This is a genomic window from Streptomyces sp. NPDC008238, assembly GCF_042956445.1.
In the GTDB taxonomy this organism is placed as follows: domain Bacteria; phylum Actinomycetota; class Actinomycetes; order Streptomycetales; family Streptomycetaceae; genus Actinacidiphila.
The window spans coordinates 51,325-64,311 of the sequence record NZ_JBIBGK010000023.1; the positions used below are offsets into that span (position 1 = coordinate 51,325).

Annotated in this window: 11 protein-coding genes; 3 read left to right on the forward strand and 8 right to left on the reverse strand. The window is 73.2% G+C overall.

Annotated elements, in window-relative coordinates; all coding sequences use genetic code 11:
* Nucleotides 1-162: 162 nt before the first annotated feature.
* Both ACFZAU_RS32510 and ACFZAU_RS32515 read right to left on the reverse strand, forming a co-directional pair.
* Entirely contained in the window at nucleotides 163-1,008 is an 846-nt protein-coding gene (locus tag ACFZAU_RS32510) for a universal stress protein (protein WP_500555143.1), read from the reverse strand.
* Between the two features lie 41 nt (nucleotides 1,009-1,049).
* Nucleotides 1,050-1,622, reverse strand: coding sequence for an Rv1733c family protein (locus ACFZAU_RS32515; protein WP_500555144.1), 573 nt, complete (start codon nucleotides 1,620-1,622; stop codon nucleotides 1,050-1,052).
* 245 nt (nucleotides 1,623-1,867) lie between these two features.
* Between ACFZAU_RS32515 and ACFZAU_RS32520 the strand changes: the two genes are divergently transcribed.
* Nucleotides 1,868-2,782: an alpha/beta fold hydrolase gene (locus ACFZAU_RS32520; RefSeq protein ID WP_500555145.1), complete on the forward strand. Its 915-nt coding sequence runs from the start codon at nucleotides 1,868-1,870 to the stop codon at nucleotides 2,780-2,782.
* A gap of 160 nt (nucleotides 2,783-2,942) precedes the next feature.
* On the opposite strand, the gene ACFZAU_RS32525 is transcribed toward ACFZAU_RS32520, so the two are convergent.
* The 3 genes from ACFZAU_RS32525 to ACFZAU_RS32535 all read right to left on the reverse strand — a co-directional run bounded on the left by ACFZAU_RS32525 (nucleotide 2,943) and on the right by ACFZAU_RS32535 (nucleotide 6,007).
* Nucleotides 2,943-4,049: a type III polyketide synthase gene (locus tag ACFZAU_RS32525; protein WP_500465294.1), complete on the reverse strand. Its 1,107-nt coding sequence runs from the start codon at nucleotides 4,047-4,049 to the stop codon at nucleotides 2,943-2,945.
* A gap of 360 nt (nucleotides 4,050-4,409) precedes the next feature.
* Nucleotides 4,410-5,615: a cytochrome P450 gene (locus ACFZAU_RS32530; protein WP_500555146.1), complete on the reverse strand. Its 1,206-nt coding sequence runs from the start codon at nucleotides 5,613-5,615 to the stop codon at nucleotides 4,410-4,412.
* Nucleotides 5,616-5,851: 236 nt separating this feature from the next.
* Nucleotides 5,852-6,007: a DUF6131 family protein gene (locus ACFZAU_RS32535; protein ID WP_499609476.1), complete on the reverse strand. Its 156-nt coding sequence runs from the start codon at nucleotides 6,005-6,007 to the stop codon at nucleotides 5,852-5,854.
* A 631-nt stretch (nucleotides 6,008-6,638) separates the two neighbouring features.
* On the opposite strand from ACFZAU_RS32535, the gene ACFZAU_RS32540 reads away from it, so the two are divergent.
* Entirely contained in the window at nucleotides 6,639-7,997 is a 1,359-nt protein-coding gene (locus ACFZAU_RS32540; protein ID WP_500555198.1) for a glycoside hydrolase family 16 protein, read from the forward strand.
* A gap of 197 nt (nucleotides 7,998-8,194) precedes the next feature.
* Here the strand turns inward: ACFZAU_RS32540 and ACFZAU_RS32545 are convergent, their stop codons facing one another.
* The 3 genes from ACFZAU_RS32545 to ACFZAU_RS32555 form a co-directional block, all read right to left on the reverse strand.
* Entirely contained in the window at nucleotides 8,195-8,917 is a 723-nt protein-coding gene (locus tag ACFZAU_RS32545) for a dienelactone hydrolase family protein (protein ID WP_500555147.1), read from the reverse strand.
* A gap of 223 nt (nucleotides 8,918-9,140) precedes the next feature.
* Nucleotides 9,141-10,007: a GNAT family N-acetyltransferase gene (locus ACFZAU_RS32550; protein WP_500555148.1), complete on the reverse strand. Its 867-nt coding sequence runs from the start codon at nucleotides 10,005-10,007 to the stop codon at nucleotides 9,141-9,143.
* Nucleotides 10,008-10,128: 121 nt separating this feature from the next.
* The gene (locus ACFZAU_RS32555) at nucleotides 10,129-12,201 is read right to left on the reverse strand and encodes a SpoIIE family protein phosphatase (RefSeq protein ID WP_500555149.1); all 2,073 of its coding nucleotides are present in this window, start codon (nucleotides 12,199-12,201) and stop codon (nucleotides 10,129-10,131) included.
* A 212-nt stretch (nucleotides 12,202-12,413) separates the two neighbouring features.
* Here ACFZAU_RS32555 and ACFZAU_RS32560 point away from each other — a divergent pair, with 212 nt between their 5' ends.
* On the forward strand, nucleotides 12,414-12,980 hold the full coding sequence (locus ACFZAU_RS32560) for a type 1 glutamine amidotransferase domain-containing protein (RefSeq protein ID WP_500555150.1): 567 nt from the start codon (nucleotides 12,414-12,416) through the stop codon (nucleotides 12,978-12,980).
* Nucleotides 12,981-12,987 lie beyond the last annotated feature (7 nt).

The following is a 12,987-nucleotide window of genomic DNA, read 5'->3' on the forward strand; positions in this document are numbered from 1 at the left end:
CCCGCACCGCAGCAAACCGCCGGCCGCCCACAGGGGCACCCGGGTCAAGCGTCACCGGACGCCCCGCCACGGTCGGCCGCACAGAGGCGCCCACCGACCTCACACCCCGCCGCACCGCCACCCACCCCGCCGCGCCAGCCCGCCCCCGCGCAGCGTCACGACTCACCGCGCGGCCAGGGATCCCCGCACCACGGCGACGGGGCAGTGCGCGTGGTGCAGCAGCGCCTGGCTGACGGAGCCGAGCACCAGCCCGGCGAAGCCGCCCCGTCCGCGTGCGCCGACGACGAGGAGCTGGGCGGTCCGGCTCTCCTCGATGAGGGTCTCGCGGGTTCCGCCGCGCACCGCCTTCGTCCGGACCGTGACCCCGGGGTGGTCCTCCCGCCGTTCCGCGACGGCCTCGGCCACCAGGCGTTCCCCGGCGCGGGTGGCTTCGCCGGGCTCACCCGCCGCGTGGGGCCCGGCGTGCAGGGCGAGGAGGTCGGCGCCGCGCAACGCGGCTTCGGTGAAGGCGAAGCCGACCGCGTCCGCGCCGGCCGGGGAGCCGTCGACGCCGAGCAGGACCGGTCCGCCGGCGGACGGCCGCTCACTCACCACCATGACGGGGCACTGGCCGTGCGCGGCGAGGTGCACGGCCGTCGAGCCCAGCAGCAGGCCGACGAAGCCGCCCATGCCGCGGGATCCCACGACCACGAGTTCCGCGGCGCGCGACTGGGCCTCCAGCACGGTGAGGGGTTCCCCGGTCACGACGGCGTGGGTGACGTCCACGTCCGGTACCACGCTCCTGGCGCGTTCCACGGCCTCCGCCACCACGCGCCGCGCGGCGTTGCGCAGACCGCCCTCGGGCGGCCCGAGGCCGGAGGGCCCCAGGGGCACGTGCATCGCCGGCCACAGGAAGGCGTGCACCACCCGCAGCGCCGCCCCGCGCCACGCGGCCTCCATGGCCGCCGTCTCCACCGCGGCGAGGCTCGAGGCCGAGCCGTCCGCTCCCACGACCACCAGGCCGCCCACCGCGCCTCCTCGTCCGCCGTGCCGCACGTCCGCCTCCGGCCTCAGGCCCTCCGGTGGCCCCAGGACGGGCCGGTCCGCTCCCACTCGCGGTCCCATGCCGCGGCGCGGTGACGGTCGATCCGCAGGCGGACGATCCAGCGGCCGGCGAGGACGAGCGCACAGGCGCCCGTCGCGGCGACCGTGCCGAAGACCACTCCCTGCGCCTCGGCCAGCGCGGGGGTGAGCCGGTTCTGCTGCAGGTGGCCGCCGGCGTCCAGCCAGACGGTCGTGGGGGATCCCGCGTGGCTGCCCGGTTCGACGCGCGCCTCGCCGGTCCGGGTGGAGCCGTCGGGCGCGGTCCACCGGACGGTGGTGAGGACCTTGCCGATGGAGCCGGTGTACGGGTTCTCGACGGCCTTCGCGGCGTCCTCGGTCAGGACGGCCGTCGCCAGGTGGGTGCCCGCGCTGTGCCGCAGCTCGGAGTGCTCGACCGCGACCGCCGTGGCGGCTCCCGCGGCCGGGGCGCCCGCGGCGATCAGGAGCGCCGCCGCCACACCCGTCCAGGCCTCCAGGACATCGGACCGCCGCCGCATCGGATTGCGGCGCCAGCGCCAGAACACCGCCCTGCCGCCCATGGCCGCGCTCCCTTCCCTGTCCGTCGACCGTCGCACGCGCCGGTGCTCCCGTTGCAGGGGCCGCACGGATCATTTCCGCCCCGGGAGGGGGCCGACCGGCCCATCCGCGCGTACGCGCCCCGAGCGCGGGGCCCGCCCGGCGGCCCCGCCCGGGATGTGACGACCGTCACCCGCCGCCGATCGAACTTCGCGTGCCGCCCGCCGTCCTGTCGGTGTCCTCGACACCTTTCGGAAACGGAGTACGGATGTCCACGTCCGCGACCCACCCCCTGTCCCCCGGCACGCACACCCTGGAGGTGGACGGTGTGGTCCAGCGCTACCACGTCCACGGCACCGGCACCGGTCCGGTGTGCATAGCGCACTCGGGCGGGCCGGGCGTGTTCTGGGAGTACCTGCGCATGCCCGAGGTCGAACGGCACCTCACGGTCGTCTACCCGGAGCCGGTCGGCACCGGCGGCTCGGGCCGGCTGCCCTCGCACCCGCACGGGTACACCCGGGAGCTCTACAGCCGGTTCCTGGACGCCCTCGTCGACCACCTCGGCGCCCCGCGCGTGTACCTCCTGGGGCACTCGCACGGCGGCTTCGTCGTCCAGTACCACGCCCTGCGCCGTCCCGCGCGCGTCGCCGGGGTCGTCCTCTACGACAGCTCCCCGGTCACCGGCCCCGAGCTCGGCGCCGAGGCGGCTCGCAAGGTGGCGGAGTTCGCCGCCCGCAACGCGGGGCACCCCGGTCTGCCGGAGGCCCTGGGGGCCCTGCAGGGGGTGTCCGCGATCTCCGACGACGCGGGGATGACGGCGGCCCTCAAGGGCCTGCTGCCCGCGTACTTCGCCGACTACTGGGCCCGGGAGGAGGAGTTCGCGCCCCTGCGCGCCGCGGTGACGGGCACGTACATCTCGGGGCTGGACACCGGCCTCGTCCCCGATGTCATCGACGACCGCGGGCAGTTGGGAGCCCTCACCGTCCCGGCGCTGGTCGTGGTCGGCCGGTACGACGTGATCTGCGGGGTGCGGTGGGCCGATGAACTGCACGGGCTGATCCCCCGATCGGAGCTGCTGGTCCTGGAGGACAGCGGGCACTTCGGCCACCTCGAGGAGCCCGGGCGCTTCGCGGAGGCCGTGGTCGGCTTCGTGACCGCCCGCGAGGGGGCGGTGCCCGCCTGACGGACCGGGGGAACGGGTGCGACGCGGCGGCCGCGCGGCCGCCGCGTCGCAGGGCTGGACGGGCCGCGCCCGTCCGGTGAGGGCCGGGCCGGCCGGTGGCGGGGACACCGTGGTGCCCCCGGCCACCGCCGGCCGGGACCGTCGCCCACCGGGCCGTCGCTCAGGTGATGACGTCGTACTCCCCGTAGGAGTGCTGCGGCGTCATCGTGGAGTCGAGCCCGTTGGTGACCCAGGTACCGAGGACCATCTCCGCGGTGATGCCCGGGCCGAAGCCGGCCAGCAGCCCGCGGTGCCCGTCGAGGGCGGAGCCCTCCTCGAACATCCGGTAGAGGGCGTCGAGTACGACGGCGCTCGCGATGTTGCCGTACTCGGTCAGCGTGGCCCGGCTGAACCGGAACGACTCCGGCGGGACGCCGAGGAAGCGGCACAGGTCGTCCAGGATGCGGGGGCCGCCGGCGTGGATGATGTAGTAGTCCAGCTTGGCGGCGTTCCACGCGTGGTCCTCGGCGACCTGGCGCAGCACCGGCGCCAGGGGTTCCATGGTGCCGGGGACGCGCTTGTCGAGCTGGAAGTGGAAGCCCGTCTGGCGCACCGCGTAGGAGATCCACTCCTCGGTGTTCGGGATGAGGTAGGAGGCGTTGCGCTCCAGCCGCATCCCGGTGCCGCCGCTGCCCCGGACGACGGCGGCGGCGATGCCGTCGCCGAACAGGCCGTTGGAGAGCAGCGTTCCGACGCTGAGGTCCGTGGGCTGGTAGCACAGCGAGCAGAACTCGCAGGCCACGATGAGGGCGTTGGCCTCGGGGTACGCCGTGCAGAAGTCGTGGGCGCGGTTGATGGCCGCGCCGCCCGCCGCACAACCGAGCTGAGCTATGGGCAGTTGCCGGGTGTCGTGGCGGAAGCCCATCTTGTTGATGAGCCACGCGGTCAACGAGGGCATCATGAAGCCCGTGCACGAGACGTACACGATGATGTCGATGTCCTCGGGCTCCAACTCGGCCTGATCGAGAGCCTTTCGTACGACGGCCGGTACCCGTGCCTTCGACTCCGCCTCGTAGATCTGGCTGCGCACGTCGAAGCCCGGATGCTTGAGCACCTCTTCGATCGGCTGGATCAGGTGCCGCTTCTGAACGCCCGTGTTCTCAATGAGCCTGAGGGTCAGGCCGAGTTGCGGGTGGTCCTTGTGCAGCCGCCGTGCCAGCTCGAGCGTTTGTTCGCAGGTGATAACGTTGTCGGGTACCGAAATCACCGGCTTGCACAGAACAGCCATGGGTGGCTCCATTTCCTGCCCCTCGGCGGGCTATGGTCCATGTGGTGCGCTGCTCCGGGATTTCCGGAGCAGGCCCGTACCTGTCACGAAAATGCGGTAGGGGGTACGGGCGCATTCATCGGCGCACCCACAGGGGGACTCTCAGGAGGTCCCGGCAAAAGTCGGTTCACAAAAGGGGACCGGCCGCTGTCGAAGTGGATTCATGGCCTGTTCAGATTTGCGTCCACCAGGAAAACGTACGTCACTTGGGCGGATTCCGCATGTCGGAGCGGCCCGCACCCGTCGCCACGAGGGACGACGTGACGGAACCGGCCCCGCACCCGTGCGGGGTGCGGGGCCGGTCCGGGCCGGGGCGACGGGTCACCAGGCGACGTGCAGGGCCACCGGGTAGCGCCAGATCGACGTGGCGCTCCACCGCACCTCGTCGGCGGGCTTGGCCAGCCTCAGGTCCGGGAAGCGCCGCAGCAGCTCCCTGAAGGCCACCTGGAGCTCCATGGTCGCCAGGGGCGCGCCCAGGCAGTGGTGACCGCCCCAGCCGAAGGTCATGTGGGGCGTGCCGGTGCGCTCCAGGTCCAGCTCGTCGGGGCGGTCGAACTTCTCGGGGTCGCGGTTCGCCGTCAGGTACGAGACGTGGACGACGTCGCCGGCCTTGATCAGCACACCGCCCATCTCCACGTCCTCGACGGCGATCCGCGGGATACCGACGCCCTTGCGGAACGGGATGTGGCGCAGCATCTCCTCGATGGCCTGCGGGATGAGGTCCGGCCGCTCCCGCAGCATCGCCAGCTCGCGGGGGCGGGTGAGCAGGGTGTAGGCGATGTTGCCGATCTCGTTGGACGTGGTGTCCTGGCCCGTGATGAGCAGGACCATCGCCATGACGGCGAGTTCCTTGTCGTTGAGGATCTCGTCCCCGTCACGGGCGGTGGCCAGCACGCTGACCAGGTCGTCGCCCGGGCGGGCGCGCCGGTCGGCGGTGAGCTTGGTGAAGTAGTCCCGCAGGAAGGCCTTGGAGTGGACGGCGTTGGCCCGGTTGTCGGGGCTGAAGTCCATCATGGTGCGGGCGTGGCCCCGCAGCTCCCAGCTGTCCTCGTCGGGGATGTCGAGCACCTCGCAGATCGCGGCCAGCGGGAGCGGCGCGGCCAGGTGCTCCACGAGGTCGGCCGGGGAGCCGCTCCGCTCCATGCCGTCGAGCAGTTCGGCGACAACCCGCTCGATGCTGGGGCGCATGTGCTCGACGTTCCGGGGGGTGAAGCCCTTGGAGACCAGCGAGCGCAGCCGGCTGCTGTCCGGCGGGTCCATGACGTTGATGGCCTCGTCCTGGACGATCGGCTCCGGCGTCATGCGGGGGAAGTCCTTGCCGACGACGGCGGCGCGGCTGAAGCGCCGGTCGGTCGTCACCGTACGCACGTCCTCGTACCGCGTGACCAGCCAGGCCTCACCCTCACCGTGCGGCAGCTTGATGCGGGAGATCTGCTCGTTCTCCATGAAGTGCTTCAGCTGCGGGTCGAACTCGAGGGCTTCGGCGAAGTCGAAGGGGCAGTTGTGCGCGGAGGAACCGGATTCCATGCGAATACTCCAGTGCACCTGGGCGTCGGGGGGACATATCACAACCAATCCCCAGCGCGCGCCGGTGACCACTGCAGGCGGCCCATCCGGGCGACCCCCGCCGCGACCGGGCGCAGGCGCGAGGACGGCCGGGCGGACGGGTGGGCGGACGGGCGTGCGGGGCCGCGCCCGCGGCCCCGCACCCATGGGCGTGCCGCGCCCCGGGGGACGCGGCACGCGGGCGGGCTCACCCGCCGTCAGTAGTAGTGGCGGCGCCCCGCGACGGCGTGCCCCATGGCACCCAGGACCCAGAGCACGAGGCCGATGACCACGAGGATGACTCCCAGGGTCCACAGGATGGAGATTCCGGCGAGGAATCCGACGATCAGCAGGATGATGCCGAGGATGATCATGATGCACTCCCTTGTTCGGCCCTGGTCGCCGTTGCCGCACCGGGCCGGACGCGCCGCGGGGGCGGGCCCCGGGGCGTTGACCGCGCGGTGCGCGGCCGGGCCGGGTCCCGCTCGGACGGGATCGGCCCTCGGCGTCGCCCGCCGTCCACGCCCGCGGCGTGGACCTGCCGGCTTCGCATTCACCCCCATTCCTACAGGGATCGGCTACCCGGCTCCGCGCGTTTCATGACGGCCCGATCGGTCCGGCCCGATGCCGGACGGGGTCACCGCCCCTGGGAGAGAGCGCTCTCAGCAGCCGGAACACTCCCGGTGACATGCCCTGCCGAGGCACGGAGGACGACTCAACAGCGCGCTTTGGAAGGCCACTTGACTCCTGCGGAGCGGGCCGCCCCTCTCCCGGCAGGACCCGCCACCTCCAAGCAGTGAAGGCAGGGACGCATGTGCGACTTCTTCTGTTCCATGTATTGACCGCGGTTCACCCCGGCGGGAAGGTGTTCCCGCCAGATGAGAGCGCTCTCAACGCTCAGCCCCGAATACCCTTCCCCGGCACCGATCCCGAGGAGGCATCACCCCCGTGTCCACGCGAACGACCACCCGCAGGCGGTACGCCGCCGGACCGATCACCCTGGTGATGGCTGCCGCAGCCACCGCCACCGCCCTCTGCCTGGGCCTGCTCGGCTCGGCCACGGCCGCCGTCCCGGCGGCACCGTCCGGCTGGACCACCGTCTGGAGCGACGACTTCAGCGGCGCCGCCAACACCCTCCCGTCGAGCGACAACTGGATCGTCGACACCGGCACCAGCTACCCCGGCGGCGCCGCCAACTGGGGCACCGGCGAGGTGCAGACGTACACCTCAAACACGGCCAACCTCCGCCAGGACGGTTCCGGCAACCTGCGCATCACCCCGATCCGGGACTCCGCGGGCAACTGGACCTCCGGGCGCGTCGAGACCCGCCGCAGCGACTTCGAGCCCCCGTCGGGCGGCAAGCTCCGCATCGAGTCCCGCATCCAGATGCCGAACGTCACCGGCGCGGCGGCGGCCGGCTACTGGCCCGCCTTCTGGACGCTGGGCGCGCCCTACCGGGGCAACTACTGGAACTGGCCCTCCATCGGCGAGTTCGACCTGATGGAGAACGTGAACGGCGTCAACCAGGTCTGGGGCACCCTGCACTGCGGCACCAACCCGGGCGGCTACTGCAACGAGACCACCGGCCTCGGCGCCACCCGGGCCTGCCCCGGCAGCGCGTGCCAGGGCAACTTCCACACGTACGCCTTCGAGTGGGACCGCAGCGTCAGCCCCCAGCAACTGCGCTGGTACGTCGACGGTGTGCAGTTCCACTCGGTGAACTCAAGCCAGATGGACGCCTCCACCTGGAACGCGGCCACCGCGCACGGCCACTTCATCCTGCTCAACGTCGCGATGGGCGGGGCCTTCCCCGACCCGGTGGCCGGGTACAAGACGCCGACGGCCTCCACCGTCTCGGGCGTGCCGATGCTGGTCGACTACGTCGCCGTCTACAGCTCCGGCGGTGGCGGCACGCAGCCCCCGACCGATCCCCCGCCGACCGGGGGCACCGGCAGCGCGTACGGCACCCTCCAGGCCGAGTCGTACACCCAGCAGTCCGGCACCACCGTGGAGACCACGACGGACAGCGGCGGCGGCAAGAACCTCGCGTCGCTCGCGAACGGCGACTGGGCGCTCTACTCCGGCGTCGACTTCGGGACCACCGCGGCCCGGCAGTTCAAGGCCCGGGTCGCCTCCGGAGCCGCCGGAGGCGTCAGCGGCCTGGTCGAGGTGCGGCTGGACAGCCGGAGCAACGCCCCGATCGGCAGCTTCTCCGTCGCCAACACCGGCGGCTGGCAGAACTGGACGACGATCCCGGCCAACATCTCGGGCGTCACCGGCAAGCACGACGTGTACCTGACCTTCACCAGCGGCCAGCCGGCCGACTTCGTGAACGTCAACTGGTTCACCTTCAGCACGACCTGACGCACCCCCTGTCGCCCGCGGCACCCCCGGCCGGGCCCCTCCCCCGGCCGGCCGCGGGCGGCAGCGTCGCCTTCGAACCGCGCGGCACCGGCGGGACCGTCACCGCCGTCGAGGAGGGCCGGGGCCCGTCCTCGACGGCGGTGTACCGGTCGTTGCCGCTGCCGCCTACCGTCCGGTGCGCGCCGGACGGCGGGGCGTCACTTCAGGTGCCGGTCGAAGAAGCGGCACCCGTCCTCCAGCTCGAACCAGGGGGTGCCGGTGTGCCCGCCCAGGTTGGCGTGCAGCGTCTTCTCCTTGCTGCCGAAGGCGTCGAAGAGGTCCAGCGCCCGCTGCCGGGGGTTCCCCTCGTCGTCCCACTGCAGCAGGAACAGCAGCGGGACGGTGACCTGCCGGGCCTCCTCGCGCTGGGCCCGGGGCACGTACCCCCCGGCGAAGAAGCCCGCGGCGGCGATGCGCGGCTCGGTCACCGCGAGGCGGATACCGAGGGCGGTCCACCCACCGGAGTACCCGACCGGGCCGCCGATCCCGGGCAGTTCGAGGAGGGCGTCCAGCGTGGCCCGCCATTCCGGGACCGCGTTCTCGACCAGCGGGCCGATGAAGGACTCGAAGATCTCGTCGACCGGCTCACCGGCCTGCATCGCCCGCCGGAGGTCGGCGCGGGCCCGCTCGTCGGCGGCGGAACGGGGGCGGTCACCGCAGCCGGCGGCATCGATGGTGGCCACCGCGTAGCCGCGCGCCGCGGTGTGACGGGCCCGGGCCACCAGCCGGGGATCGGCCTTGGGCAGGCCGTTGTTGTGGGACATCAGGACCAGCGGTACGGGTGCGGGTCCGGGCGTCCACAGGGTGCCGGGGGTCTCGCCGAGGAGGAATTCGCGCTCGAGGACGCCGTCGTCGAGGCGGTGTTCGGAAGTGAATCGCACGGTCGTGCCTTTCGGGAGGGCTGTTGAACGGCGCTCCCGGACGACCTATCGCCCGACCGTGACCCCGGAGGGGAGCACCCACGTCGACATGATGTTCACGGGTACCACCTCCTGGTTCTCTCGCACGGCCTCGGGGAGAGTAGCAACGCCCGCGCCGTTCCACCAACGGGTTTTCTGGCCCGGCCCGTCAGCGGCACGCGCCCGCCTCGACGGCCGCGACCGGCTACGCGTCCCTGCGCCGGTCCCTGACCTCGGGGCGCGGCCGGAAGCCCGCCGCGGTGTAGGTCGCGACGGCGACGGCATTTGAACTGGGCGTGCAGACGATCGCGCTCGACGAGCCGAGTTCCCGCAGCGCGGCCGCGGCGGCGACACTGATCGCCGTACCGTAGCCGTTCCCGCGGTGTTCCCGGTGGACGCCCATCGGCTCGAGCAGCCCTGGCCGCCCCGGGCCGGCCGACCACACCGTCACCGCCGCCACCGCGTCACCCCGGTGGTCGTGGGCGACCAGGCACCGGGCGCCGGCGTACGGCAGCCCGCCCGCCATCGCGTGCCAGCGCTCCTCCGTGAACGTCGACGCCTCGAACGCGGCCCGTTGCACGGCGGCCCGCACGCCGGCCCGCCCCGGCCCGGTCACCTCGATCCGCACGCCCGGGTCCTCCACCGGCTGCGTGAGGTCACGGCGCAGCGGCGTCCACGGCTCGTCGGTGTCCCAGCCGGCCTCGGCGAGCAGATCCTGGACCAGCGCGCCCGCCGGGGCCTCGACGTACGCCTCGCCCGCCCTCAGCACGCCGCGTCCGGGGTCGGTCACGTCCGCGACGACCTGCCGCGCCAGCTCCTCGTCCCGCAGGACGTCCGGCGCGAGGGTCAGCCGCAACAGGCCGGCACCGTCCAGCAGTCCGACGGCGAGGATCCGTCCGCCCCGGCTCCAGGTCCGTACCGCCGCGGCCGTCGCCTCCGCGCCGAACCGCCAGAACCAGCCCACGTCCCCTGGGTGCAGTTGCATCGGCGCCCCCTCGTACTGCCACTCCCCCAGCGCGCCCACGGCCGCGCCCAGCCCGTCGGCTCCCGGCCTGCCCACCACGATCGCCATGCCCCGATCCCACACCACCGCACCGCCGTCCCGCACCCCGGTTTCGCGGGGCGCGGCCCCGTCGATCGCGGCGGGGCCTTGCCCCCGGTGGACGGCGAGCTCTGCGCTGCCCTGCGCTTCGTCACACGTCCTTCGGGCGCGCGATGAGGAGGGCCACGTCGTCACGGTCGGCGGGGTGGCGCAGGGCCGCGAGGAGGCGGTCGCAGGTCTCCTCGACCGGCTCGTCGGGGGCGTCGAGGAGGCGGAGCAGGTCGTCGAGGCGTTCGTCGATGGCGCGGTCGCGGGTCTCGACCAGGCCGTCGGTGTAGAGGACGAGGCGGTCGCCCGGGACGAGGTCGACGGTGGTGCTCTCGAAGGGCACGCCGCCGACCACCCCCAGCGGGGTGCCGGTGGGCAGGTCGAGCAGTTCGGGGCGCTTGCCCGCGCGGACGACGACCGGGGGCAGGTGGCCGGCGTTGGCGAGGTGGCAGACCCCGCGCGCGGGGTCGTGGACCGCGTAGACGCAGGTCGCGATGTAGGGGTCGAGCCCGTGGGTGATCCGGTCGAGGTGGCCGAGGACCTGGGCGGGGTCGAGGTCGAGGCCGGCGAGGGTGGAGGTGGCGGTGCGGAGCCGTCCCATGGTGGTCGCCGCGGGGACGCCGCTGCCCATGACGTCGCCGACGACGAGGGCGACCCGGCCGTCGTCGAAGGGGATGACGTCGTACCAGTCGCCCCCCACCTCGCTGCTGGCCTGGGCCGCGCAGTAGCGGGCGGCGAGTTCGAGGCGGGGGTGGGCGGGCGGGAGCTGCGGCAGGAGGCTGCGCTGCAGGGTCTCGGCGGTGCTGCGCAGTTGCTGGTGGAGGCGGGCGTTGTCGATGGACACCGCGGCGCGGGAGGCCAGTTCGCCGGCGAGGGTCTGGTCGTCCTCGTCGAAGGGCTGGGGGGTGCCGGCGCGGGCCAGGCCGAGGACGCCCAGGATCACGCCCCGGGCGATGAGCGGGACCGCCATGGCCGTGTGGACGCCCGCGCGGGCCAGCAGCGATGCGGCGTCGGGGTCACGGGCGACACGTACCAGGCTCCGCTCGTCGGCGTGGGTGATCAGGCCCGGGCGGCCGGTGTCCAGGCACCGCGCGGCGAGGTGGTCGGGGGCGTAGCTGACGAGCCGGCCGGCCCTGCCGAAGGCGCCGGCCGCGTCACCGGCGTCGACGCACTTGGAGGAGAGCGCGCGGAAGCGGGGGCGGTCGAGGCCGGGCTCACCGCCGTCGTCGCGCAGCGCGGAGTCGAGGACGTCGACCGCGGCGAAGTCGGCCAGCTCGGGGACGACGACGTCGACGAGTTCGCGGGCGGTGTCCTCCACCTCGAGGGACGTGCCGATGCGGGCGGAGCTGTCGGCGATCACGGCGAGCCGCCGCCTGGCCCGGTCGGCCTCCTGGGCGGTGCGGTGCCGGTCGGTGACGTCCACCACGGAGGTGGCGATGCCCAGGACGTTCCCGTTGCGGTCCTCCAGCCGGAAGTAGGACACCGACCAGGCCCGGTCGGCGGTGGGGTCGGCGGCCGTGCGGCCGACGACGTACCGGTCGACGATCGGGGTGCCGGTGCGCAGGACCTGCCGGAGCGCGTCCTCGGCCATCCGGAACCTGGGCCCGGGGAGCACCTCGCGGAAGCGGCGCCCGATGTGGTCGCCCTCCGTCATGCCGTGCATCCTGGCGAGGGCGGGGTTGACGGACAGGTAGCGCAGCGAGGTGTCGAGCACCGCGAGCCCGATCGGGGACTGGGCGACCAGTTGGAGCGAGAGGGCGAGGCCGCGTTCCAGCCGTTGCAGCACGGGGCGGTCGGTGGCTATCCCCAGGGCGTAGACGCGGCCGCGGCTGTCCGTCAGTCGGACGTTGCGGAACTCCGCCAGCCGGGTCGAACCGTCCTTGTGGCGCACGGGAAACGCCCCCGACCAGCTGCGGCCGGTCTCGAGCACCTCGGTGAACAACTTCATGGCGTCGTCGCGGTGCTCGGGCCGGACGAGCAGCGGCGCCGCGTAACGGCCGACCGCCTCACCCGCGGAGTAGCCGAACAGTTGCTCCGCCTGCGGGCTCCACATGTCGATGCGCCCGTCCGACTCGAGCAGGACCGCGGCGACTCCCAGCAGGTCCATGAGTCCACTGGGGCCGAGTGCCCTGGCCTCGAGCTGATCGGCGCCGAGCGGCTGCCGCGCTTCGCTCATCGCAGGCTCCCTCTTCGCCCGCCCCTTCGCCGATCCCTTCCTCGCTTTCCGACCGTCCGCCTACCCCGGCTGCGGCGAGTGAGTCCTGCTCGTCGCCGGCCGGGCGGCCCGTAGGCCACGTTTCCCCGGCCGACTCCCGGGCAGGTGCCTATTTCGCACAAGAAGCGCGCAGAATGCACAGAAGGCATATAAGGCACAGAAGAGGAAAACCCATGGCTGCAGAGTTTCCGGGCGGCCGCCGCGTCCTGGCGGTCGTCAGCAATTACGGGGTCGAGCAGGACGAACTGGTCGTCCCCGTCGAGCACCTCCGTGAGAAGGGCGCCGACGTGACCGTCGCGGCGACGCGGCGGGACGTCGTACAGACACTGGTCGGCGACAAGGACCCGGGCAAGGTCGTGGAACCGGACACCACCCTCGACGAGGTGGACCCCGCCGGTTTCGACCTGCTGCTCATCCCGGGCGGGACGATCAACGCCGACAACCTGCGGCTGCAGGGCAGGGCGATGGACGTCGTGCGGGCGTTCGCCTCGTCGGGGCGTCCGATCGCGGCGATCTGCCACGGCCCGTGGGCGCTGGTCGAGGCGGGCGTGGCGAAGGGCAAGACGCTCACCTCGTACGCCTCGGTGCGGACGGACCTGCTCAACGCGGGCGCCGCGTCCTGGGTCGACGAGCCGGTGGTGAGCGACGCCTCCGCCGGGTACCCGCTGGTCACCTCGCGCACGCCGAGGGACCTGGACGCCTTCCTGGGTGAGGTCGACAAGGTCCTCGCCGGGGCGTGAGGCAGCC

Excerpts from the sequence above, each read along its gene's own strand:
- ACFZAU_RS32535 (WP_499609476.1), bottom strand. The coding sequence starts at position 6,007 with ATGATCATCCTCGGCATCATCCTGCTGATCGTCGGATTCCTCGCCGGA.
- ACFZAU_RS32555 (WP_500555149.1), bottom strand. The coding sequence starts at position 12,201 with ATGAGCGAAGCGCGGCAGCCGCTCGGCGCCGATCAGCTCGAGGCCAGG.
- ACFZAU_RS32540 (WP_500555198.1), top strand. The coding sequence starts at position 6,639 with ATGGCTGCCGCAGCCACCGCCACCGCCCTCTGCCTGGGCCTGCTCGGC.
- ACFZAU_RS32525 (WP_500465294.1), bottom strand. The coding sequence starts at position 4,049 with ATGGCTGTTCTGTGCAAGCCGGTGATTTCGGTACCCGACAACGTTATC.
- ACFZAU_RS32550 (WP_500555148.1), bottom strand. The coding sequence starts at position 10,007 with ATGGCGATCGTGGTGGGCAGGCCGGGAGCCGACGGGCTGGGCGCGGCC.
- ACFZAU_RS32520 (WP_500555145.1), top strand. The coding sequence starts at position 1,868 with ATGTCCACGTCCGCGACCCACCCCCTGTCCCCCGGCACGCACACCCTG.
- ACFZAU_RS32530 (WP_500555146.1), bottom strand. The coding sequence starts at position 5,615 with ATGGAATCCGGTTCCTCCGCGCACAACTGCCCCTTCGACTTCGCCGAA.
- ACFZAU_RS32515 (WP_500555144.1), bottom strand. The coding sequence starts at position 1,622 with ATGGGCGGCAGGGCGGTGTTCTGGCGCTGGCGCCGCAATCCGATGCGG.
- ACFZAU_RS32560 (WP_500555150.1), top strand. The coding sequence starts at position 12,414 with ATGGCTGCAGAGTTTCCGGGCGGCCGCCGCGTCCTGGCGGTCGTCAGC.